The sequence below is a fragment of the Sediminicoccus sp. BL-A-41-H5 genome (assembly GCF_050632405.1).
Classification (GTDB): Bacteria; Pseudomonadota; Alphaproteobacteria; order Acetobacterales; family Acetobacteraceae; genus Roseococcus.
In genome coordinates, this window is record NZ_CP192601.1 from 2,899,300 (window position 1) to 2,920,719 (window position 21,420).

Annotated in this window: 19 protein-coding genes, 1 pseudogene and 1 other annotated feature; of the genes and pseudogenes, 4 read left to right on the top strand and 16 right to left on the bottom strand. The window is 68.2% G+C overall.

All coding sequences use genetic code 11. From position 1 onward, the window contains the following. Positions 1-210: 210 nt before the first annotated feature. Positions 211-1,220, top strand: a pseudogene (locus ACQ860_RS14185) (IS3 family transposase); the annotation flags it as partial. Then, positions 495-611: a sequence feature (AL1L pseudoknot), on the top strand. (Overlaps the previous pseudogene by 117 nt.) Here ACQ860_RS14185 and ACQ860_RS14190 read toward each other — a convergent pair. The 7 genes from ACQ860_RS14190 to ACQ860_RS14220 all read right to left on the bottom strand — a co-directional run bounded on the left by ACQ860_RS14190 (position 1,153) and on the right by ACQ860_RS14220 (position 9,001). After that, complete coding sequence (locus ACQ860_RS14190; RefSeq protein WP_431305761.1) at positions 1,153-2,553, bottom strand: IS30 family transposase; 1,401 nt, start codon at positions 2,551-2,553, stop codon at positions 1,153-1,155. The pseudogene ACQ860_RS14185 and the gene ACQ860_RS14190 sit on opposite strands and share 68 nt — an antisense overlap. Positions 2,554-2,616: 63 nt before the next feature. Further along, complete coding sequence (locus tag ACQ860_RS14195) at positions 2,617-3,183, bottom strand: HK97 family phage prohead protease (protein ID WP_431303990.1); 567 nt, start codon at positions 3,181-3,183, stop codon at positions 2,617-2,619. 62 nt (positions 3,184-3,245) lie between these two features. Then, a complete protein-coding gene (locus ACQ860_RS14200) occupies positions 3,246-3,605 on the bottom strand; it encodes a hypothetical protein (RefSeq protein WP_431303991.1) in 360 nt (119 codons plus the stop codon). A gap of 24 nt (positions 3,606-3,629) precedes the next feature. After that, positions 3,630-5,099: a phage portal protein gene (locus tag ACQ860_RS14205; RefSeq protein WP_431303992.1), complete on the bottom strand. Its 1,470-nt coding sequence runs from the start codon at positions 5,097-5,099 to the stop codon at positions 3,630-3,632. Further along, entirely contained in the window at positions 5,099-5,335 is a 237-nt protein-coding gene (locus ACQ860_RS14210) for a phage head-tail joining protein (RefSeq protein ID WP_431303993.1), read from the bottom strand. The genes ACQ860_RS14205 and ACQ860_RS14210 overlap by 1 nt, the downstream gene beginning before the upstream one ends. Positions 5,336-5,348: 13 nt before the next feature. Beyond that, positions 5,349-8,408 (bottom strand): terminase gpA endonuclease subunit, encoded by a 3,060-nt coding sequence (locus tag ACQ860_RS14215; RefSeq protein ID WP_431303994.1) that lies wholly within the window; start codon positions 8,406-8,408, stop codon positions 5,349-5,351. Further along, on the bottom strand, positions 8,405-9,001 hold the full coding sequence (locus ACQ860_RS14220) for a hypothetical protein (protein ID WP_431303995.1): 597 nt from the start codon (positions 8,999-9,001) through the stop codon (positions 8,405-8,407). The genes ACQ860_RS14215 and ACQ860_RS14220 overlap by 4 nt, the downstream gene beginning before the upstream one ends. 127 nt (positions 9,002-9,128) lie before the next feature. On the opposite strand from ACQ860_RS14220, the gene ACQ860_RS14225 reads away from it, so the two are divergent. From ACQ860_RS14225 to ACQ860_RS14235, 3 genes are all read left to right on the top strand, one after another. Continuing rightward, positions 9,129-9,365, top strand: coding sequence for a hypothetical protein (locus tag ACQ860_RS14225; protein WP_431303996.1), 237 nt, complete (start codon positions 9,129-9,131; stop codon positions 9,363-9,365). Between the two features lie 95 nt (positions 9,366-9,460). Then, positions 9,461-10,276: a DUF3489 domain-containing protein gene (locus ACQ860_RS14230; RefSeq protein ID WP_431303997.1), complete on the top strand. Its 816-nt coding sequence runs from the start codon at positions 9,461-9,463 to the stop codon at positions 10,274-10,276. Positions 10,277-10,641: 365 nt separating this feature from the next. Further along, positions 10,642-11,016, top strand: a complete 375-nt coding sequence (locus ACQ860_RS14235; protein WP_431303998.1) for a DUF3489 domain-containing protein — start codon at positions 10,642-10,644, stop codon at positions 11,014-11,016. A 610-nt stretch (positions 11,017-11,626) separates the two neighbouring features. On the opposite strand, the gene ACQ860_RS14240 is transcribed toward ACQ860_RS14235, so the two are convergent. The 9 genes from ACQ860_RS14240 to ACQ860_RS14280 all read right to left on the bottom strand — a co-directional run bounded on the left by ACQ860_RS14240 (position 11,627) and on the right by ACQ860_RS14280 (position 21,406). Next, complete coding sequence (locus tag ACQ860_RS14240; RefSeq protein WP_431303999.1) at positions 11,627-12,886, bottom strand: site-specific DNA-methyltransferase; 1,260 nt, start codon at positions 12,884-12,886, stop codon at positions 11,627-11,629. Further along, positions 12,876-14,333 (bottom strand): site-specific DNA-methyltransferase, encoded by a 1,458-nt coding sequence (locus ACQ860_RS14245; protein WP_431304000.1) that lies wholly within the window; start codon positions 14,331-14,333, stop codon positions 12,876-12,878. The genes ACQ860_RS14240 and ACQ860_RS14245 overlap by 11 nt, the downstream gene beginning before the upstream one ends. Before the next feature lie 286 nt (positions 14,334-14,619). Continuing rightward, positions 14,620-15,165 carry a hypothetical protein gene (locus tag ACQ860_RS14250; RefSeq protein WP_431304001.1) on the bottom strand — a complete coding sequence of 182 codons (546 nt, stop codon included), beginning with the start codon at positions 15,163-15,165 and terminating at the stop codon, positions 14,620-14,622. Next, positions 15,155-15,379 carry a hypothetical protein gene (locus ACQ860_RS14255; RefSeq protein WP_431305762.1) on the bottom strand — a complete coding sequence of 75 codons (225 nt, stop codon included), beginning with the start codon at positions 15,377-15,379 and terminating at the stop codon, positions 15,155-15,157. The genes ACQ860_RS14250 and ACQ860_RS14255 overlap by 11 nt, the downstream gene beginning before the upstream one ends. Before the next feature lie 2 nt (positions 15,380-15,381). Further along, positions 15,382-15,927, bottom strand: a complete 546-nt coding sequence (locus tag ACQ860_RS14260) for a crossover junction endodeoxyribonuclease RuvC (protein ID WP_431304002.1) — start codon at positions 15,925-15,927, stop codon at positions 15,382-15,384. 312 nt (positions 15,928-16,239) lie between these two features. Continuing rightward, positions 16,240-18,567: an AAA family ATPase gene (locus ACQ860_RS14265; RefSeq protein ID WP_431304003.1), complete on the bottom strand. Its 2,328-nt coding sequence runs from the start codon at positions 18,565-18,567 to the stop codon at positions 16,240-16,242. Continuing rightward, on the bottom strand, positions 18,564-19,331 hold the full coding sequence (locus tag ACQ860_RS14270) for a hypothetical protein (protein WP_431304004.1): 768 nt from the start codon (positions 19,329-19,331) through the stop codon (positions 18,564-18,566). Before ACQ860_RS14270 ends, ACQ860_RS14265 begins: the two co-directional genes overlap by 4 nt. Continuing rightward, a complete protein-coding gene (locus tag ACQ860_RS14275) occupies positions 19,331-19,561 on the bottom strand; it encodes a DUF6511 domain-containing protein (protein WP_431304005.1) in 231 nt (76 codons plus the stop codon). Before ACQ860_RS14275 ends, ACQ860_RS14270 begins: the two co-directional genes overlap by 1 nt. Before the next feature lie 168 nt (positions 19,562-19,729). Continuing rightward, positions 19,730-21,406 (bottom strand): DEAD/DEAH box helicase, encoded by a 1,677-nt coding sequence (locus ACQ860_RS14280; protein ID WP_431304006.1) that lies wholly within the window; start codon positions 21,404-21,406, stop codon positions 19,730-19,732. Positions 21,407-21,420: the final 14 nt, after the last annotated feature.

Sequence of the window (21,420 nt, forward strand, 5' to 3'; positions counted from 1 at the left end):
GGTGAAACCTCTGCGCGGATGAGTTGATTTGCCGCGTCGATCTCTAATTCGATGTCGTGGTTCGGATGCTGAACGAGGTGGACGCCTCCGGAAACCGCGTTTTGCGGCTGATCTGACGGCGCGCATTGGCCGTTTTGTCGCCCTCGGGGGTCGGTGTGGTTGAACCGCTCCGGGTTTGTCGGAGGCTCCAACTCCTGAGAGGCTGGAGCGATGACGAGCGAGACGACGAACAAGTTCTCGCCTGAGGTTCGCGAGCGGGCGGTGCGGATGGTGCTGGAGCATGAGGCGCAGCACCCGTCCCGCTGGGCGACGATCCTGTCGATCGCGGCCAAGATCGGCTGCACGGGCCAGACGCTGAACGAATGGGTGAAACAGGCGGAGCGCGACACTGGCCGCCGGCCGGGTCCGACCACGGAGATGGCGGCCCGCCTCAAGGCCCTGGAACGGGAGAACCGGGAGTTGCGTCAGGCGAATGAGATCCTGCGCAAAGCATCGGCGTATTTTGCCCAGGCGGAGCTCGACCGCCGGTTCAAGCCATGATCGCGTTCATCGATGATCATCGTGGGGCGCACGGGGTCGAGCCGATCTGCAAGGTCCTGCCGATCGCCCTGTCGACCTATCGCGCACAGGCGGCCCGGCGGCGTGATCCGGCGAAGCTGCCGGCTCGGGCGAAGCGTGATGCCGCGCTGATGCCCGAGATTGAGCGCGTTTTCGAGGAGAACTTCCGCGTCTACGGCGTGCGCAAGGTCTGGCACCAGTTGAAACGTGAAGGGCATCACTTGGCGCGGTGCACCGTGGCGCGGCTGATGCGCGGCATGGGCCTGCAGGGTGTGATCCGCGGCAAGCCGGTCAGGACCACGATCAGCGACAAGGCGGCAGCTTGCCCGCTGGACCACGTCAACCGGCACTTCAAGGCACCGCGCCCGAACGCCCTGTGGGTCTCCGACTTCACCTATGTCGCGACCTGGTCAGGGTTCGTCTACGTCGCCTTCATCATCGACGCCTATGCGCGGCGGATCGTCGTCTGGCGCGTGTCTCGGACGGCACATACGGGCTTCGTGCTGGATGCGCTGGAACAGGCCCTGCACGAGCGGCGCCCGTTGCATCGCGGCGGCCTCGTGCATCACAGCGACAGGGGCAGCCAGCTTCGGTTCAACCGGCCATCGCAACACCATCTTGAGCGGCTTGCAGCGCGGCGTCGAGAGCCTCGGCAGGCGTCTTCCAGCCCAGCGTCTTGCGGGGCCTCGCGTTGAGGGCGGCGGCCACCGCCGCAAGATCATCAGCGCCGTGCACGCTCAGGTCCGTCCCTTTCGGGAAATACTGTCGCAGCAGACCATTCGTGTTCTCGTTCGTCCCGCGTTGCCACGGGCTGTGTGGATCGCAGAAATACACCTCCAGGCCCGTGTCGATCCGCAGGCGCGCGTGCCGTGCCATTTCCGCACCTTGGTCCCAGGTCAGCGAACGCCGCAACTGCTCAGGCAAGGTGGTAATCGTGCCGGTGATCGCGTCGCGCACGGCCTCGGCGCCGTGGCCGGCCAGCGCTGGCCCGTTCTTCTCGCGCGCCTCCGTCCCATGCCCGTCCATTGGCGGCAGGTGCAGCAGCATCGTGAACCGCGTCGTCCGCTCCACAAGCGTGCCGATCGCCGAGCAGTTGAGGCCAATGATCAAATCTCCTTCCCAGTGGCCCGGCACCGCGCGATCCTCCACCTCGGCCGGACGCGCGCTGATCAGGATTTCGGGGGTGATGAACGACTTCCCGCGTCGACGGCTCCGTGCGCGCGGCACCCGCAGCGCACGCCCGGTTCGCAGGCACTGCGTCAGTTCGCGCTTCAAGGCTCCCCGGCCCTGGACGTGGAGCGCCTGATAAATCGCCTCGTGGCTGATCCGCATCGTGCTGTCTTCCGGATAGTCCAGCCGCAGTCGCTGCGCGATCTGCTGCGGGCTCCATGCCTTGCCCCAGCGACGGCTCTGACGTGGCCCGTGCCGCCGACCCTTCCACGGCACTGAGGGACCAGGAACCGCAGTCCCGCCAGGCGCGACGACGGACCCGGCAAGCCGCTCCTGCACATAGGATCGTAGCGCCAGGTTCGTCGCGAGTTTCGCTTGCTTTGGTCGGCGCGCCGCACGCTCCGCATGCCACTGCGCCGTTGTCGCAAGGTAGTCCAGGGCGCCGCTCCGCGTCGCCGCGTTCCGCCGCAATTCCCGCGAGACCGTGGACGGCGCGCGCCCCAGCCGACGCGCAACCTCCCGAACGCCCAGGCCCCCGGCCTGCAAGAGCGCGATCTCCTCGCGCTCCGCGAAACTGAGGTGCCCCATCAATGGCGGCTTCAACGCGCACGACAAGTGCGACGGCGCCACCCCGCCCGCCGCCCGGAACCACCGGAACCCGACCGGTGCCGATACTCCAACCTCCATCGCCGCTTCCTCGCTTGAATGCCCTTTGGCAATCAACGCCCAGAACCGCCGCCGATGCTCCTGCCTCGCGACAGGCGGCCGACCCGGAGACCGCAGCTTCTCTCGCAAGGCACGATCCGAACGCCGCCGACCCGCCATCGCACCATCCTCCGCCACGGTGTTGCGACGACCACGTGAATCCACCCAGTACGTTTCCATCCACTACACCGAGCGTCTCGCACAGGCCGGCATCGAGCCGTCGGCGCCCTGTGGCTCCTCGCCCCGCACAATAGCGGCCGCATCCACGGGGATGGGCACGATGGAGATTTCGAAGGGCTCCCAATCCACCGCGCGGTGGATGGTTTGGCCGGTGGCGGCGTCGGGCGCCTGGTCGTAGCGATGCACGCGGTAGCCGACGCTCACCGCGCGAAGGGTGCCGTCCGCGATGCGCTGCCAGACGGGTTCGACATCGGCAGCGGCCGAGAATTGCAGGGTGGCATGCCCGCGGCCGCCCTCGAGGCGGGCAGTGGTGACGCGGCCCAGCACGTCACGCGCATCGCCCCGGCGATGGGTGTTGAGCACTGGGGCGCGGCCGGAGCGCAGTCCGTCCATGCGGACCGCGTCGGGCGCCATGTCGAGTTCCTCGGTGATCAGGCCGAGGGAGGGGACGAAGTTGCGAGCGCGGGCGCCGGTGGACCAGATCACCTCGACGGTGCGGGCGGCACGATCGACCGTGACGGGCGCCGCCAACGCACGGCAGGCGGTGATCGACTGCCCAGTGGTGGGCATTCGATCTGGCGCCGGCGCAGCCTCCGGCGTCGGAGAGCCGCCGCTCGCCTGAATCGGCTCCGTCATGCCGCCGGCTCCGAGGCAACCGGCTTGGCCCTGCGGCGCGACACGGATGGGCCATCGGGCTCGACGCTGCACCAGGCGATCCGCATTCCGCCACTCGCCTCGAAGGTTCGGGCGACGCCGGCGCGCAACCAGCGGCGCGGGGCCTTGGTGGGATCCGGCTCGGCCCCCATCGCGAGCCAGAGATCCACCATGGGCGTCAGGGTGAGGATGAGGCCGGCGCCCGAGGGCAGCGGTTCGCTGGTCTGACCGGCGGCCAGGGTCTCCGACCAGATCAGCCCCTCGGCGGATTCCAACGGGGAGAGCAGCCGGCCGAAATGGTCGCGCGGCGCCGTGCTGCATTCGACATGCAGGGACATGGTGGGCTCCTGGGATGTTAGGGGTCAGGGCTCGGTGGTGCGAGCTGGCGATGCGGCGCCGGTGGCGGCGATTTCGATGGCGGCGAGCTGGGCCGCGTCCTGGGCGGCGCCCGATTTGGCGACGCGGCGCGGATCGGTGTCGAGCGATAGCCCGGCATCATCCAGCAGGGCATTCGCCTCGCGGATCATCTCGACCACCTGGCGGAAGTCGTAGCCGAAGGCGCCGACCGCCTCGGGCTGCGGCACGAAGCCGGCGCGTACCTGCGCGATCAGCGCCGTGGTGTCCTTGAGCGGGTCGATCATCTCGTGCGCGGGCGGGACGTGGGAGAGGCCGTCCGGCACATCCGTGCCCCACAGGCCGAGCAGCGCGCCCTGGGCGTGGAAGCGATCCGCGATCGGCCGCACCAGCATCGGGATCAGCATGCCGTATTGCACCTGCTCGCAGAGCCGGCGGAACTCGATTTTTCCCGCGCGCAGCGAGGAGTAGTTCGCCTGGGTCAGGTCGCCCGCGACCTGGTCATAGGTCAGGCCGGTGCCGACGGCGGAGGCCTCGAGCGCCCGGCGCGCGAAGGCGGCGTGCGATCCACCGCCGGAGGGGTTCACCACCTCCACGGATCCCATGCCGCGGCGATAGAGGATCATCCCCGGCTCGAAGCTCTCGACCGTTCGGCCCTGGGCATCGCGTAGCAAGCCCGACGCCGGCCCGGTCATGGCCTCGTCGCCATCCTCGGAGACGACCGCGGCCAGGCAGGCCTCGATCTTGGCCTTCATGAGGAGAGCGGCCTCGTAGTCGCCAAGGTCGCGCAGCCGCGTCAGGACCGGGGCGAGCCAGGAGACGTCACGCAGCTGGCCCGGCCGACGCTTGCGATAGATGTGCAGGACATCGCGGGCCGGGACGCGCTCGCTGCTCAACCAAGTGGCGCCCCCTGGCAGAACCCAGGACGCGCCCGGATGGACGCGGTGCAGCCAGTAGCTGACCGGCTCGCCGGCCTCGCCGAGGCCGATGCCCTGCAGCGTGGGGACACCATCGATGACGCCCTGGCGGGCCGTGTCGAGGTGGTCGCTCTCCAGCACCTGCAGCCGCAGGCCGATCGGATTGGCCGGCGTGATGTCAGCCGGCAAGAGGCGGACGAAGCATTCGCCGCTCTCGACGACCGCGCGCATGACCAGGGCCTGGAGACCATAGAGGTCGAGCCGCCCCTCGGCGTCACAGGCTGTGCTGTCGGACCAGCGGCGCCAGGCCTCGGCGTGGGCTTTGTCTGGCCAGCGCGTGGTGATGCCGGCGCCGACGGCATTGCCCGTCCAGAGATCGACGATGCGGGCGGCGTAGGGATCGTTGCGGACAGCGTCGCGGGCACGGCGCGCGACAGTGGGGGCGGCAGCGCCCACCTCGGCCGTGGCGCTGCCGCCAGACGCGGCCCAGCTTGAGGCGCGGCTGTCCTGTGCGGCGGCATAGCCGCGCAGCACCTGCCAGGCATCACGAAGGCGCCCCATCACCAGCTTCTCTCGCGTGAGAAGCTGGCGAAGGTGACGCTGGGGCGGCGCGCGGCGGCGTTCTCCGCCGCGTGCAGCACCGACAACGCGCGGCCCAGTTCGTCCAGCGAGCGGTATTCCACGGTGCGGCCGTCGAAGGTTACGCGCGTGGTGCCGCCGGTGAAGGCGGCAGCCAGCACGGCGGCGCGGCTGGTGGCGGGCTGGGCGAGTGCCCAGGCGAGGACGGTCGGGTCCATATTCGTCCTCCTCTCAGCGAAGCCAGCCGCTGCGCGGCGCGAGCCAGCCACGCGGGCGTGTGGTGGTGGTGCTGTTCGGCGCAGCACCGTCGGTATGGATCGGTGCGGCGGGTTCCGCGGCGGGGAGCGACAAGGCATTCGCCATCCGCGCCCAGCGCCCGTCGCCCCAGCTGTCCATGCCGAGGGCCGCCGCAGCGGCGCGGGCATAAACCCGGCAGTCCAGCGCCTCGTTGCGCTCGCGCGTCTTGACCCATTCCAGCCGGCGAAAGCCGTTGCGGCCGGCGCGGGCGACGAACTGTTCGGCGGTGAGTTGGCGGCAGAATTCCTCACCGGCCGCGTGCAGCGGCAGGTGCACGAAGCCGGGCGGGAACGGATCGCCGCTCTCCGCGGTCGGCCGCTCCAGTTTCAGCCAGCCATAGGTCTCGCCCTTGAGGAAAGAGGAGCCCACGGGCCAGACCTTCAGCCCGCCGAGCTTGCGGCCATTCCGCCGCACCTCGGTGGCCGAAGGTTGGCCGATCGCCGCCCGCAGTCCGTCCTGGCCCTTCACAGCGATGGCACGGCCGGCGCCTGCCCGCCGCACGAAGGCATAGACTTCGGCGGTCGTCATGCCGTCGCCGCTGTCGATCGCCGTCATGGCGAGGCCGAGCCGATGGCCGGAGATGTGCCGCCAGGTCTCGCCGAGCAGGGCCCGAAGCTCGTCCCATACTGCTGCCTCGAAGGGATTGCCCACCAGGATGCGATGCTCGACCAGCCAGGACTGGCGATCCTGCGCCCAGGCCCAGATGCTGGCCTCCAGGCGGTCGCGCTGGACGTCGACGCCGGCGGTCAGCAGCAGCCCCTCGGCTGCGACTGTGCCGGGGGGCCATTCCTCGCGGCGGTCATAGAGCCGTTGCCAGTCCGGGGCCTCCCCGCTTTCCTGCCAGGTCTCGCCCAGGACGGTGTTCCGAAACGTCTTGATGGCGCGGTCGTCGCCCTGCGCCGCCTCCCAATCCCGCACCGTCTGCGACCAGGAGAACCAGCCGACCGGCGAGTAGAGCGCCGAGATGTGGAAGCCGATGGCGTGCGGATCCTGCGGGATGGCGGTGGGACGCCACTCTCCGCCGGCCAGCATCGCCGTTTTGTGCTGCTCGCCGATCGCCCCGTCGCAGGCTTCGCAGAGATAGCGGGCGCTGTCCGGTTCACCCTTCTCCCAGACCAGCCGCTCGAACCGCAGCCACTGCATCGCGGCGCAGTGCGGGCAGGGCAGGAAGAACCGCCGCTGGTCGGAGGCGAGGTATTCCCGCTCGATGCGCGACAGGCCGGAGATGGTGGGCGTCGAAACCAGCAGCGTTTTGCGGCGCCAGCCGAAGGTGCGGGCGCGGGCCTCGGCCAACGCGACGGGATCGCCCTCGCCCTCGACGTCGCCGGGATAGGCGTCGACCTCGTCCAGGAACAGGAAGCGCGCCGACATGGAGCGCAGCCCGACCGCGCTGTTGGCGCCGGTCATCACCAGCTGGCCGCCGGGGAACTCCTTGCTGAGCTGGCGATTTCCGCTGTCCCTGGAGCGCGCCGGGGACACGCGCTGCCGGATGGCCGGCGTCTCCTCGATCAGCGGATCAATCCGCTGGTCGGAGAAGCGCTTGGCCAGTTCCGTCGTCGGCTGCACCGCCAGCATGGGGCCGGGCGCATGATGGATGACGTAGCCAATCCAATTATTGCCGCACTCCGTGTTGTGCGTTGGGATCCAGCCCTCGCCGCACAGATACAGATGGCTGGGCGAATCCACCTCGATGCAGCGCACTGGGACGCTTTCCACCGGCTCAATACTGACAATGCGTCTACGGCGGCTCTTGAGCGGCCGGCCGCGCTCGATTGAGCGCATCCGTGCCAGCTTGCGCGAGAGCCGAAACATCGGCTCCTCGGCGTATGCCGTCCACGAGACGCGCGAGTAGCTCAGGCAGTCTCGATCAATCCCGTTGATGACCTGCCGTCGCGACGCGACCTGGTAGATCGTCGGCTTGTAGCCCAGGCTGCGGAGCAGCTCCACGATGCCCTCGATCAGGCCGGGATCGGTGTTGCTGAATTCGCAGCGTTTCCCGTTCGGCGTGATGCTGCCGTCGGAGTCCATCATGCCGCGGATTAGGTCGAGCCGCTGCTCGCGACTGGCCCGCAGATAGGCGGCAGGAATGTGCTTATTCTCCAGCACATCGAGCATGCGCAGATGCGTGGTGAAGCGCGAGCGATGCTGAAGCCGGGCCGGCGTCGCGCCGTCGTCGATCAGCCGGAAGGTGGGGTCAATGACGATGTTTGCACATCGCCCTTTCCGCCATGCCGGCAGGCGAAAAACTGCGTCGACGCCGCATACCCGCAGATGTTTGGCGATCTCTGCATCGTCTTCGTCGACGCTGATGTGGTTCATGGTGGCAGAGCCGTCGCCGAGCCAGACGCCGAGGACATAGGGGTGGATCAGCAGATCCTGGTCTGGAAGCACGACAGGCTCGCAGCAATCGACCGCGTACCGATAGCGCTTGCTGACGCCGATCTTGGTACGCCCGATCATCTCCGCGGTGCGCAGCGTGCGTTGCGCTGGCTGCTCGGTATTGGTGAAGTCCCGGACCGGCCAGCGATGGTCCGCATCTGTCACGATGTAGGTGCCATCGTCGAACGTGATGCCAAAGCATTCCCGCCCAATCATCACGGGCGAGACCCCCGTGACACGGCACGGCCGCCCTGCCTCGTCGAACAGCGTGTCGCCGACCAGCAGGCCGCCCATGGTGGCCCAGCCCTCGGCAGTTGGGATGGCGGTGTCGAGCGCAAGCGGCCCGCCGACCTGCGCTCCTTTCATGAACACGACCCGCCGTGCCGGATGGGCCGGCGAGAGCGCATCCATCACGTCGCGCAGATAGGGCGTGCGCGCGGTGCGCCAGGGCCCTGGCTCCGCGCTGCCGCGGGAGCCGAGCATGCGGTGCTTGTCGGCCCAGTCCGAGACCAGCAGCGCCGGCTCCGGCGCCATGCCGTCCCGCCACGCCTGCAGGATCTCGGCTGCGCCGTCGAAGTTACCGAGCTCGGCGATGATCTGCTCGCCGGTCGTCATGCGACGGCCACGCGGACGTCGTTGCGTTCGGCCAGGTGCTGCCGCAGCCGAGCGTCCATCAGCGTCTGCAGCCGATGGGCATCGACACCGAGTTCGGCCGCCAGCTCTGCGGCGATCCGGGCCGGCCAGGCGAGGATGGCATCGCGCTCCTCCTTGGCAAGCCGGTGCACCAGCATGAGCGCGCGGGCCTTCTCGACCAGCTGGCCGCGACGCTCATCGAGCCGGAGCTTGCGCTCCTGGGCTTTGAGCATCTCGTTCGCGGTGCGGGCATTGTGGAAGCTGCTGCCGCCGGCGGAGGGCGTGGGCAGCGGCTCCGGGATGGGCGGGGTGACGAATGCCGGCCGCGCCGGCGGTGGCGGTGGCGAGGGCGAAGGCTTTACCGGTACCGGCGCCACTATGGCCGCCGTCTTTCGCGCCGGATCGCTGCTCGCGGCCAGCCGCGCGCGCACCTTCTCGACATCCCAACCGCCGCCCGGCTCCTGCGCGATGCGGCCCGACTGGGCGGCCTTCTGCAGGGCGGTGTGCGAGATGCCCAGCCGGCGCGCCACCTCGCGCTGCGAGGGCACCAGCGCATCGGAAGCGGCTGCGATCATGATGTGATCGAACCCCTCCGATCTTAGCAATTCGATGCGCGCGAGATGCGCTTGGCTCGGGCGCGGCACAGCGCGAATGGTCCGTCACACGCAGAGCATCACGCCCTGCACCACGACGGAGACCAGCATGACCGACCGCACCGCCCGCGCCGCCCGCAACCAGGAAAACAGCCTGGCCGCCTTCCTGGCGAAGAAGGCCGAATTCGACGCCCTGCTCGCCGAACTCACCCAGGCCAGCGAAGACCACTTCGGCGCGGACCCCGAGACGGTCCTATGGGGCGAGGCCGCCTGGCTTTCGGATGCCACGGCGAAGCTGAAGGACATCGCGGACCAGCATTTCCGCCGCGGCGAATACGAAGCCTGACGCGGGCCACTCCCGCACGGCCCCGACCGGCAGCGCCGGCGGGGCTCCCGGCAGTAGGGGCCGATGACCGGCACCCGGAACCGGAGACCATCACGATGAACCAGCTTTCTGACACACAGCGCGTGATCCTCAGCGCCGCCGCGCAGCATGAGATGGGCCTCGCCCGCGCACCGAAGACCCTGCCGGCCGCGGCCCGCAACGGGGTGTTCCGCAGCCTGATCAAGAACAACCTGCTCACCGAGATCAATGCGCCGCGGGAGCATGTCGGGCTGGGCTGGCGCCAGGACGATGACGGCACCTGGATCGTGGCGCGCATCACCGACGAGGGTCTGCGCGCCATCGGCATCGACCCGAATGAGGGCGACGCGGTGGCCGACACGGTGCCAATGGTGGCGCCGGACGCCACGCCGGGGGGAAGCACCGAGCCCGCCGACGAAGCCGCCCAGGCCGCGCGCCTGACGGAGGAGATCGCCATGCTCGACCAGGTCCTCGCCGAACGTGCCGCGACGCCACGCGCCAGCCTGCGCAACGCCGCCGCGGCAGTGCTGGCCGCCAGGGACGCAAGCCCGGCGCAGGACGCGACTGACAACCCGATAAGCCGCGCCATTGAGGCCCTCCGTGCAGCCCTCGCCGGCAACGCCATGCGCACGTCGCGGGCGGGCGGCGCACCGCGTAAGCCGCGGGAGGGCACCAAGCAGGAGCAGGTGCTCGCCATGCTGCGCCGGCCCGAGGGCGCGACCGTCGCCCATATCGCCGAGGCCACTGGCTGGAATGGCAACACGGTTCGCGGTTTTCTGGCTGGGCTTAAGAAGAAGGGCCACGCGGTCGAGGTGAAATCGCGGGAGCGGATGGTTGGCCCTAACAAGACCGGAGCCAAGGGTTCCTTTACAATTTATGCCCTGGCGGGGTGAAGCATCTCAGCCACGCCACTGAACATGATCGGAAGCGCCGGGGATCATCCAGATCCCCGGCTTGCAGACTAATCCGTCCACTTCCGCGCGTTACGGCGGGGCGGGGCGCAGTGGGCCACGAGCATAAACCGGGCTAAAGGTTTTTGCTGCGTAGCCAAAAGGTTTGATGGCGCGGTGCTGACTGCCGATCTGATTTGCCGGGAGAGACATGGATAAGTTCAAGCAGTGGATGGCCGCCAACCCCCTCGGTGGGACCATCGCCGTAGCTTTTGTGACAGCTCTGCTCACGAGTATCGCCGTGGGCGGCATGCGCGGGCCGGGACCACAGGGACCAGCGGGGCCAGCTGGTCCGGAAGGCGTGGCCGGTGCGGTTGGGCCCGTTGGCCCAGCCGGTCCACGAGGCCCCGCCGGCCCTGCTGGTCCGCAAGGCCCTGCCGGTTCGGCTACGCCCGCGAGGCCCAGCCGGTGAACGTAGGTCTGCTGGCGAGCCGGGTGCGCCGCGCAAGGCGCGCGAAGGCGCGAAGCAGGAGCAGGTGCTAGCCATGCTGCGCCGCCCCGCGGGCGCGACGGTCGCGCAGATCGCCGCGGGCACAGGCTGGAACAACAACACGGTCTGCGGCTTCCTGGCGGGACTGAAGAAGAAGGGCCACGCGCTCGAGGTGATGGAGCGGGTGCGTCAGGTCGGCCCGAACACGGAAGGCGCACGGGGCTCCTACAGCGTGTATCGAACTGGGAGCTAATTGGTTGGCCCAGTGGTTGCGGTAGGCTGCTGCGTCAAGCAGCCTACTTCGGTCACCAGCGGAGGAACTTAATGACAGGATCGGGCAAGACTCGGCGGGAGCCGGTACCAGGCTCCCGCTTCGTTCCCATCGATAGGGCGCTGTTCATCGGCCTTCTGGTTGCAGCAACAGCAGCAACGTCTGCCCTCGCGCAACAAGGCCCGGTGCAATTCAGATGGGCGAGCGGTTTCGCTCAAGGAACCGTCGAGGCCATAATCCGTACAGCGGACTATTCATACGTCGCCTTTGCGTGCCCTGGCGGTCAGATGGATCCGGCTCCGTCTGTTTCGGTCCAGGTGAGAGGCCGAACCCCTGGCGGTCAGACAACGCTTCAGATCGTTGTTGATGGCCGTAATTACCCACTCGGTTTGAATGACGGCTTCTCGCTCGGACGAGGGCGGTCGGCAGAGGCGGCGGTCGTCAACGCAGCACATGCCCTAGTCAGGAGCAATTCCCGTACGTTCGTTGCTGAGATTCCGGAGATCGGCTGGCGCCAACAGTTCTCCCTGGCCAATTCAAGAGATGCGCTTGGAGCGCGTCCGGGACAAACAATCGTTGATGGCTGCCTCCGTTAGGGACCGCTTCGTACAGCAGCAAGGTCCTCGAAGATGCGCCCGTCACCCGCCAGCACCGCGACCTTGCCGGTGAGGTTCTGCCAGCGCTGGATTGCCACATCGACATAGCGCGGATCGATATCCACCGCGTAGCAGGCGCGGCCCGCGGTCTCCGCTGCGATCAGCGTCGTGCCGCTGCCGAGGAACGGATCATAGATTGCATCGCCGGCGGCGCTGTTGTTGATGATGGGACGGCGCATGCACTCCACCGGCTTCTGCGTGCCATGCACCGTGGCCGCGTCCTCGTCGCCACCATTGCTGATGGCACAGAGCGTGGCCTGGTCCCGCGCGCCCTGCCAGTGTCCGATGGCACCCTTGCGGACCGCATAGAGGCAGGGCTCGTGCTGCCAGTGGTAGTCGCCGCGCCCCAGCACGAAGCGCGACTTGGCCCAGATGATCTGGCTGCGGATCACCAAGCCGGTCGCCTCGAGGCTCTCGATCACCGTGCGGCTGTGCACGCCAGCGTGCCAGACATAGGCGACGTCGCCGGGGAACAGCGCCCAGGCCTGGCGCCAGTCGGCGCGATCGTCATTTGCCACCTTGCCGGTGCGCATGGTGGCCGAGACGCCGGCCTCGTTGCGCCATTCCGGATCGTAGTTCACGCCATAGGGCGGGTCGGTGATCATCAGATGCGGGGTCGCACCATCCAGCAGGCGGTCCACGTCCGCCGCGCTGGTGGCATCGCCGCACAGGAGGCGATGTGGTCCGAGCTGCCACAGATCGCCTGGACGGGTGACCGCCACCACCGGTGGCTCGGGCGCCGGCGCATCGGGATCGCCGCTGCCGCCGCCCGTCTCGTCGCCGGAGGCGTCAGCCAGCAGCCGATCCAGCGCCGCCTGGTCGAACCCGATGAGGCCGAGGTCGAATTCGTCAGCGCGCAGTTCCCGCAGCTCGGCGGCGAGGAGGCTCTCGTCCCAGGTTGAATTCAGCGCCAGCTGGTTATCCGCCAGCCGGAAGGCCCGCGCCTGCGCCTCGGTCAGATGGCCGAGCCGGATGGCCGGAATCTCCGCCAGCCCGAGGGCTTTCGCGGCGAGCACGCGGCCGTGGCCAGCTATCAACATACCTGCATCATCCACCAGCACCGGCACGTTGAAGCCGAACTCGGCGATGGACGCCGCCAGCTGCGCCACCTGCTCGGTGGGGTGCATGCGGGCATTGGCGGCATAGGGCGCGAGCGATGCCACCGGCATCATCTCCATCTGAAGGTCAGGCCGCATCGGCAGTGACCTCCATCCGGGCCGCGGCGACGACATCATAATCGCGGCTATCATCGGCCAGCGTCACGGGCCGGTCGTGATGCAGCATGCGCCAGCGCGCCACTGCCAGGTCGACATAGGCAGGCGCCAGTTCGATCGCCCGCACGCGGCGGCCGGTGCGTTGGCCTGCCAGGATGGTGGTGCCTGAGCCGCCGAAGGGCTCGAACACGACCTCGCCCTTGTCGGTGTAGGTGCGCATCAGGAATTCCGGCAGCACCACCGGGAACACCGCAGGGTGCTCCGTCTCGATGCCGCGGCCCTTATGGCGCGTGAGGCGCAGCACATTGTCCGGGATCCGGAAATCCTGCACCGGCAGCCCGGCATGTTGGTATTCCGAGATGGTGCCGTCGGCCGCGCGCAGCCCGCTGCCCTTGTTGGGCGTGCCGGCCCATTTGCAGGGGACGATTTTGTTCGCCTGCCGGGCCTGACGATTGAAGTGGAAGACGAACTCAAAGGCGGGTGCGAGGCGGCCATTCCAATCGCCAGGTAGGCCGGGCCCCTGGTCCCAGGTGTAAAGCCCGAACCGGCGCCAGCTGCGGGCGCGCATCCAGTCGAGCCACCCGGCCCAATACGGGATCCACTCGCTGTCGCGGTGGATCATGCCAAGGTTCACCAGCACCTGGCCGTCCGGCCCCATGGCCGCGTCAAGATGCTGGAACACGCCCTGCATCAGGGCGTCCCAATCGGTGCCGCCGCCGGTCGTGTAGTCCCGCTGGTTTCCATAGGGCGGGGAGGTGAACAGCAGCGCCGCATGGTCCGCGCCCATGACACGCGCCACGCTGGCGGCGTCGGTGCTGTCGCCGCAGAGCAGGCGGTGCTCGCCCAGCAGCCAAAGGTCGCCCGGCCGCGTGACGGCTTGGCGCGGTGGCTCCGGTTCGGCGTCCGCAGGGTCGTCCGTCGTCGCGTGGTTGCCAGGGGCATCGCTGCTGGCAACGGTCGGGCTGGCAAGGGCGCCGTTGCCAGGGTCCGTTGCCACCGGCTCCATGCCGGCCAGCAGCCGATCGAGCTCACCAGCATCGAAGCCAGTCAGCGCCAGATCGAGACCGCCCATCTCCTGCAGCTTCGCCACCTCGGCGGCGAGCAGTGCCTCGTCCCATCCGGCGTTCAGGGCGATGCGGTTGTCCGCCAGGCGGTAAGCGGCCTTCTGCGCATCGGTCAGGCCGGAGCGGGTGATGGTAGGGACCGTCTCCAGGCCCAGGGATTTGGCTGCTTGCAGGCGGCCGTGGCCGGCAATGACCTGGCCACGCTCGTCGACCAGCACCGGCGCCACGAAGCCGAACTCGAGAATGCTGGCCGCGATCTGCGCCACCTGCTCGGCCGAATGCGTGCGCGCGTTGCCGGCATAGGGCAGCAATGCGACGACCGCGCGCGCCTCAACGGCGCTCGCAGACCATGGAGCCTGGGGCATGCGCACCTGCTGAAATCGATGGTGGTGGTGAAAGGTGCCGCCTGACGGGGCTGGCAACGTGGCGCCGTGGCAACCTGGAAAAATAGCCTCGCGCTAGGAATGCCGCGCGCTGCTGCTCCCCGCATACAGCGAGGCCAGGAAGGACCCTGGAGATGGAAAGCAGCGCTGGCGCTCGACGCACCTTCTCTACGTGTCTTGACTTTAGACTTATCGATTTCGGTGCCGCCAGAGGGTGAATTGTAACAGCATGACCGGGGCGAATGCAGCTCGCCCCGGCCACGCTGCATCACGCTGCCTTCGCCCGCGGCGTGAGGCCAAAGTGCATGGCCAGCGTACCCAGCGTGCCGACCAGGATGCCCTGCCCGACAGGGCCATGCACCGTCCGTCCTGCCCAGCCCTGGCGCATCGACCACTCACGGACCGAAAACTCCAGGCCAACGACGAACCATGCGCAAGAGCCGCAGGGGCTTTCGTGCCCACCGAGTAAATCCAGTGCCGCGGCCACACGGCGCCGGGCCTCGATCTGCATGGTGGAGAGCGTGTCGACACGGGAGCCAGGGATGCGCAGGAGCTGCGACGTCGACATGCTGTCGAAGCAGGCGGCGCGGAACAGCCCGCGGAAGACCTCGCCCGCTTCGTGCATCTGGGGCGTGATGCTGCCACTGGCCAGCATCATGCCCAGTGTGTCCACCGCACGGCGATGCTGCACGGGCGACCCCGTCTCTGGATCTGATGCGCGGATCGGTTCCGAGAAGCCGCCATGTTGCAGCCGCCACTTCGAGGGCTTCGATAGATCCTCGATTACCTGCTTTGCCTTGCGCTTACCGGCCATGACGGTTCTCCAGGTTGCGACGCCCCCAGCGTCGGTTTGCTTCGTTGGTGATGGCCTGGCGTAACCAGGGATCGATGATGTCCTCGACCGGGATCGCGGCCACGCCGTGGCGATGCCAGGCGGCGGCGCGCATGGCGTTCACCTCGGTGTCGTTGATCGGGCTGCGTGTGCCGCGGTCGAGGCAGGACCGGGGCGGTTGGGGTGCGCCATGCATGGTCACGCGCGGCCTCCGGTGGGATCGGTGGCCCAGAGGAGCAAGGCGATGGCGTCCGCCTCGTTGTCATCGGCCGGTAGATAGCCGCGTGCCCGCATGGCCTCCATCATCGCTGCCTTGTTGGCGCTGCCCTTGCCAGTGGCGTAGCGCTTGATCGTGCCGACCGGAACGCCCTCGTAGGGCACCTCGTGCTCCTCGCACCACGAGGTCAGCGTGGCGAGAAAGCCGCCGTAAACGTGGCTGGCGTCCGTTCCGGCGTGCCGGCGCACCTCCTCGAACACCACGCGCCGGAGGCCGTGCGCATGCATGGCGATTTCGACGAGCCAGTCGGTGAAGCGGAGATAGCGCATGCCGCCGCCCTCGAAGCGACCGGGCTTGAAGGTCATGGTGCCGGAGGTCGTGCCGCCGTCGCCGAAGCGCAGGGCCCAGCCGGTGGTGGTGCCGAGATCGAGGGCGAGGATGCCCGGCTTACGCGGCCGGTACAGACTGGGATCGGGCAAGGTGGTGCTTGCATGCGAGGCGGGCGTGGTGAGAGTCGGGAAATCCATGGTGGTCTCCGAGAGGGGATGATCCTGGTGAGGGCGGCGACGGCGCGGTTCTTGGCGGAGCTCGTCGTCGCTGCCCGGCTTTGGGTGGATTGACCCTGGTGGGTGGTGGTCCGCGGACCCGAACCAGGCGCCCCCGGATGTGGTGTGCGCGCGTCTTTGGGACGCGCACGCACACCCCCCGTAGGGGGGCGGGTACAACACCTAACTCCTCCATCATGTTTAGTGCATTGAAAAACAACACGAAAAGAGGAGTTAGGTGTGAAATTGGAGGAGTGAGGGACCTAACTCCTCTGTCCTCACAAGTCATTGTTTTCATGACTTTGTTTTCCGGGAGGAGTGAGGAGTTAGGCCTAACTCCTCAGGAGTGAGGCCTTCCAAAACGCCATCCGGGTAGACCCAGACCTCCGGATTTTCGACCTCCATGCAGGTGCCGGACAGGGGGCATTTGAAGTGGCTGGGCAGGACGCGGCGGACCCTGGTGGTCACCTCGCCGGTGTCCGGATCCACGGTTTCGACATCGGGGCCGAAGGTCATGCCCTCGACGCAGAGATACCCGAAGCGCGACCGAACGACTTCATGCCCAAACTCCGTTCCGTCGCGGCGGAACTTCACAAAGCCCTTCGTGGCGAGCACGCTCAACCGCTCGCGGATCGTGTGTTTGCTGCCCAGCCCGACCTTGTTCTCGAAGGTCTCCGCAAACAGCATCAGGGCGTAGAGGCGGCCAGCCGCGGCCTCATCGAGAAGGATACCGAGGATCACATCGTGCTTGCGCAGACGCTCGGCATCGAGCTTGCGGCCGATGTCCTTCCTGACCAGGCGCTCACCCTGGCGATCGAGTTCCACCCATGCGCCGCCGCGCTTATCGACCAGCATCGGCTCGAGGCCGGGGCCGTTGCGCAGCTCGACATGCAACTCGCGCTGGGTCTGTTCCTCGTCGGGGCGGAACAGGATCATGCCGGAGGTGTAGAAGCTGCGCAGCGCGCTGGCGCCGGATAGCGCCAGGAACGGATCGTCCTTCACCTGCAGCTTGCTGAGCTTCTTGGTGTGGTGGGCCAGGATGATGCCCGCCTCGGGGGCAACCAGGTCGCGCAGAGCTTCGACGCGGCTCTGCAGGAAGAACATCATCGCCCCGTTGTCGTTCTCACCTTCGCCCGCGGGCCCGCCATCGAACAGGTTGCGGATGGGATCGATGCAAATGATGTCCGGCAGCGCGTCGGGGAATGCCGCGCGGATGGCGGCGGCGACGAGGGACACGCCTTGGTCATCGAGCAGCATGCGGAGCTTGGGGGTGACGACGAGGGTGTCACGGGCGCGTGCGACTACGCCGGGATCCAGGCTCAGCTGCTGCAGACGCTCGCGCAGGTAGTGGTACTGGATTTCCGCCTGGAGATAGAACACCCGGAGCGGGCGCGGAGCCTTGAAGCGCAGGAACGGTGCGCCGGCTGCAGCGTGTACCAGCAGGCTGATCAGGAAATCGGATTTGCCCACCTTCGGCGCGCCGCCGAGCACCAGCATCCCGCCCGGGGTCAGCAGGCGCGGCCCGATCAGATCGTCGGGCATCGGCGAGGTGTCGTCGAGCAGGTCGCCCAGGGTGTGGGCTGGGACAGCGGCGGGTGGTGCGTCACTGGCGCGGAGAAGCGCCGGCCCGTTGCGTCCGACGTGCAGGGCCCAGAGCGCATCGGCCTCGGCCTTGAGCCGCTCCAATGGCCAGGTGGGGCGCAGGCAGGCGGCGTTGTACTGGCAGATGGCCTCCCACCCCTCGTCACCGGTGATGCGGCCCTCATGGACCATGCGGATGAAGTGGCCGATGGCGGCGCTCGCCCCCTGGAAGCGCGTCCAGGCGTCCTGGGCGCCCTCGCGAACCGGGGTGGTGAGGATGGCGTCGAGGCCTGGCCGGTCGCCCTGTGGGGCCGCCTGGCTGCGCTCCTGGCCCGGCAGGAAAGGCATGCCGGCGACGGCCTCCGTGAATTCGGCGAGGTCCAGCTCGCGGCGTGGATCGTGGCTGCGGATGGAAACGATCCGCTCGACGCCGTGCTTGCGATAGACCGTCCCTGGGACGCGGATGGGCTGGTGCGCAGATCGGAAATGCGTGTCGCCGCCCACCTTATCGGCGATCTCGCCGCGCAGAGCGCAGAGGCGAGCCAGCTCCGTGCCCTCGGCCGGCTCGGTGAGCCGCCACCATACATGCAGCTTGGCGGCGCCCTCGGCCGTGCGGCCGCCGCTTTCCACCAGCAGGGTCGGCGCGCCCAGGTGTTGGACGAGGTGCGCCAGCTTGGCCTCGATGTCGCCAGCGTCGAGATCGACCACCAGTGTCTGCATCTGCTGGACATGCTCGGCGCGTGCCTGGCCGTGCTCTGCGACGGTGCCGGGGATGACATAGACGGCGCTGCCTTCGCGCGCGGCCCAGGTGGCGTAGGCCGCAAGGCTCTCCGCAGCGTGGCGATCGGCTGGGATCCAGATGTTGTGGGGCTTGGTGTCGAGGCCTTGGCCTTGGTCCACAAAGCCGCGCACCGGGATCAGCCCGTCGCAATAGCCGAACACCACCTCCAGGAAGATGGCCATGGCACCGTGGTTCAGCGTCGCTCCGGCCTCGTCCCAGGGGAGGCTCGCTGCGTCGTTAAAGTCGTTCCATGCACTCATGCCTGCAGCCTCCAGCAGCGCTTGTCCCAGGGGCAGAAGCGGCATTCGAAATGGTCTGGCTTGGCGGCGATACGTGGCAGCAGATCGCCAGCGTCGGTGGCGGCCAGGATGCGGACACCGCGGTCCGACATGCGCTGCGCCAGCTCCGCATTAAACGGCACCAGCTCGTGATGGAGCTCGGCGGTGTCCTTGTTGATGGCGGTAAACAGCGCCGGATTGTCCGCCACGCCTGGGACGCTGGCGTCCATGTACGCCTGGTAGACAGCGATCTGCGCCGCGTAGATCGGCTTGCTGGCTGCAACGCCCTTGCCGGCCGTCTCGCGCCAGGACTTCGCGTTCATGGTTTTGCATTCCCACAGCGCGGGAAACGCCATGCCGGGGATGGCGGGGCCGCCGGCCAGGACGCCATCGACATGGCCGCGGATGCGACCGCCGGCGACGGAGAAGCCGAATTGCGCGCCATGGTCGCCACCGCCACGGCGGGTGAACAGCTCGAAGCCGGCGCCGCGGAGCCACGCGACGGCGACATCCTCCAGCGCGTGCCCAATCCCAAAGATGCGCAGAAGCCGACCGTCGAAGTCGGCCCCCTCATCCTTCGGGGCCTTCACGAATTCGAATTGCAGCGCCCGCTCGCAGGCATGGCCGAGGCGGGAGCCGCCCAGGTAGCTGCGCGGCGGCGATGCCGCGTTGCCCGCGACCAGCGCGGCATCGATGGCGGCATTGACGTGCTCTGACGTCTGGCTGCGGCTGTTGAGATCCAGCATCAGAAGGGCGCATCCGCGGCGCTGAGGGGGCGGTGCGGGGCGTTCGCCTGCTGTGCGGTGGCCTGCATCGTGTCCTGGAAGCCGCCCACGGCGACCTCGATCAGCGTCAGGACCTGGGGCGCGGTCAGATCGATGAGGCGCGTCTGCCAACCGATCTCGCCCAGGCATTCGCCCAGCGGGCGCATGGTGGCGCGGATGGCGGCCTGTTCCTGTTCATTAAGGTCAACCACGGCGGGGGAGCTCCTGGCGGCAAGGGTGGTCCACAGCGCCTGGCAGGGCATGCTGCAGAAGAAGGCGGTGGGGCGTGGCGGCCGCCGCCGTGTTGGATCGAACCAGCCAAAGCCGCGCGCGGAGTGGTGACAGATGGCGCAGGGCGGGACGGGATTGCGCATGGCCGGTCATGCGGCCTGGCCCAGCGTCGCGGGCTGGGCGTTGCGCACCAGCCTGCGGATGACCTGGCGGTTGAACTTGAAGGTCAGCAGCGCCGAGGCCTGGTAGCGGGTCATGCCGAGATCAGCGCGAGCCTCGGGCGGGAGGTGGATGAGCTGCCGTTCAGTCGGCGGCTCGCGGTGCCAGCGTTTGCTCTTATGGGCGCTCTCATCGGTCTCGTGCGCGTTCAGCCAGTCATCTGCCGCGGCCAGCGCCACCAGCCGCTCGCCGATGGACAGCAGGCGCGGCCGCTCCTCCTTCGCGCCGCCGACCGCGTGCCAGGCGCCATTCAAGAAGAAGATGCCCGCCCAGCCGTTGAACCCATTGGCCAGCAGCGCCGCGTCGTCGCTGAATAGGTCGCACCACTGGAAGGGGGAGCGGCGGAGCAGATCGATCTCCGTCATGATGAAATCGGAAAGGGGAGCCACCTCGCGCCCGCGGGGCTCGAAGGCGTGACCGCAGATCGGGCACTCCATCACCGCGATGGGCACCTCAGCATCGCAGGAGGGGCAGGTCTTGGTGGGCGGCTCACCCTTGCCGGGTTCGCTGTCGAGATCGACATCCTGTTCCAGGCAGCCATGCATCTGCGAGGAGGTGCCGAAATCGAGCACGATGCAGTCGCGCTTGACGATGCCGGGATGCTCCATGGGGTCCACGGTGCGCAGGCCGCGACCGACCATCTGGATCATGGTGCATTTGAAGGAACTGGGCCGCAGCAGGATGACGCAGGAGGTGGGCGGGTGGTCCCATCCTTCGGTCAGCACCGCGACATTCACGACGATGCGCGCCTCGCCCCGGGCATAGGCGGCCAGGACGGAGCGCCGCTCCCCCTCCGGCATGTCGCCGGTTACCATGACGGTGGGGACGCCGGCCGCATTGAAGGCCGCGGCCACGTGTTCGGCATGGGCGATGGTGGAGCAAAAGGCCACGGACTGGCGGCCGCCAGCCTTCTCTTGCCAATGCTTCACCACTGCGTCGGTGACCGGCACCGTATCCATCACGCGGGCGACCTCGCCCATGTCGAAATCTTCGCCGCTGCGGCGGACGGCGCGGAGCTCATCCTGGACGCCGACATCGATGATGAAGGTGCGGGGCGGCACCAGGTGGCCGGAGGCGATCAGTTCGCCAAGCCGGATCTGGTCGGCGACGTTGGAGAAGACCTGGCGCAGCCCGATCTTGTCGCCACGGTTCGGGGTGGCGGTGACACCGTAGATACGGCAGGCCGGATTACGCTGGCGTGCGCGATCAATGATGCGGAGGTAGCTGTCTGCGACGGCGTGATGCGCCTCGTCGATCACCAGCAGGTCCAGCGCCGGCATGGCGTCCAGATTGGCCGCGCGCGTCAGCGTCGGCACCATGGCGAAGGTGACCTGGCCGCCCCAGGATTTCTGGCTGGCGTCCACGATCGAGGTGGCAATGCCCGGGTTCACGCGACGGAACTTCGCCAAATTCTGTGCGGTGAGCTCATCCCGATGCGCGAGGACGGCGGTTTTGGCGCCGCCCCCACCGATGTGTTTGCCCACCACGGCCGACAGCATGATCGTCTTGCCGCAACCCGTGCTAGCGACGCCGAGAGTGTTGCCATGGGTGTCGAGCGCACGGAGGCTGCGCTCGACGAAAAGCTTCTGGCGGGGGCGGAGCATCATGCTGGTGCGGCCCT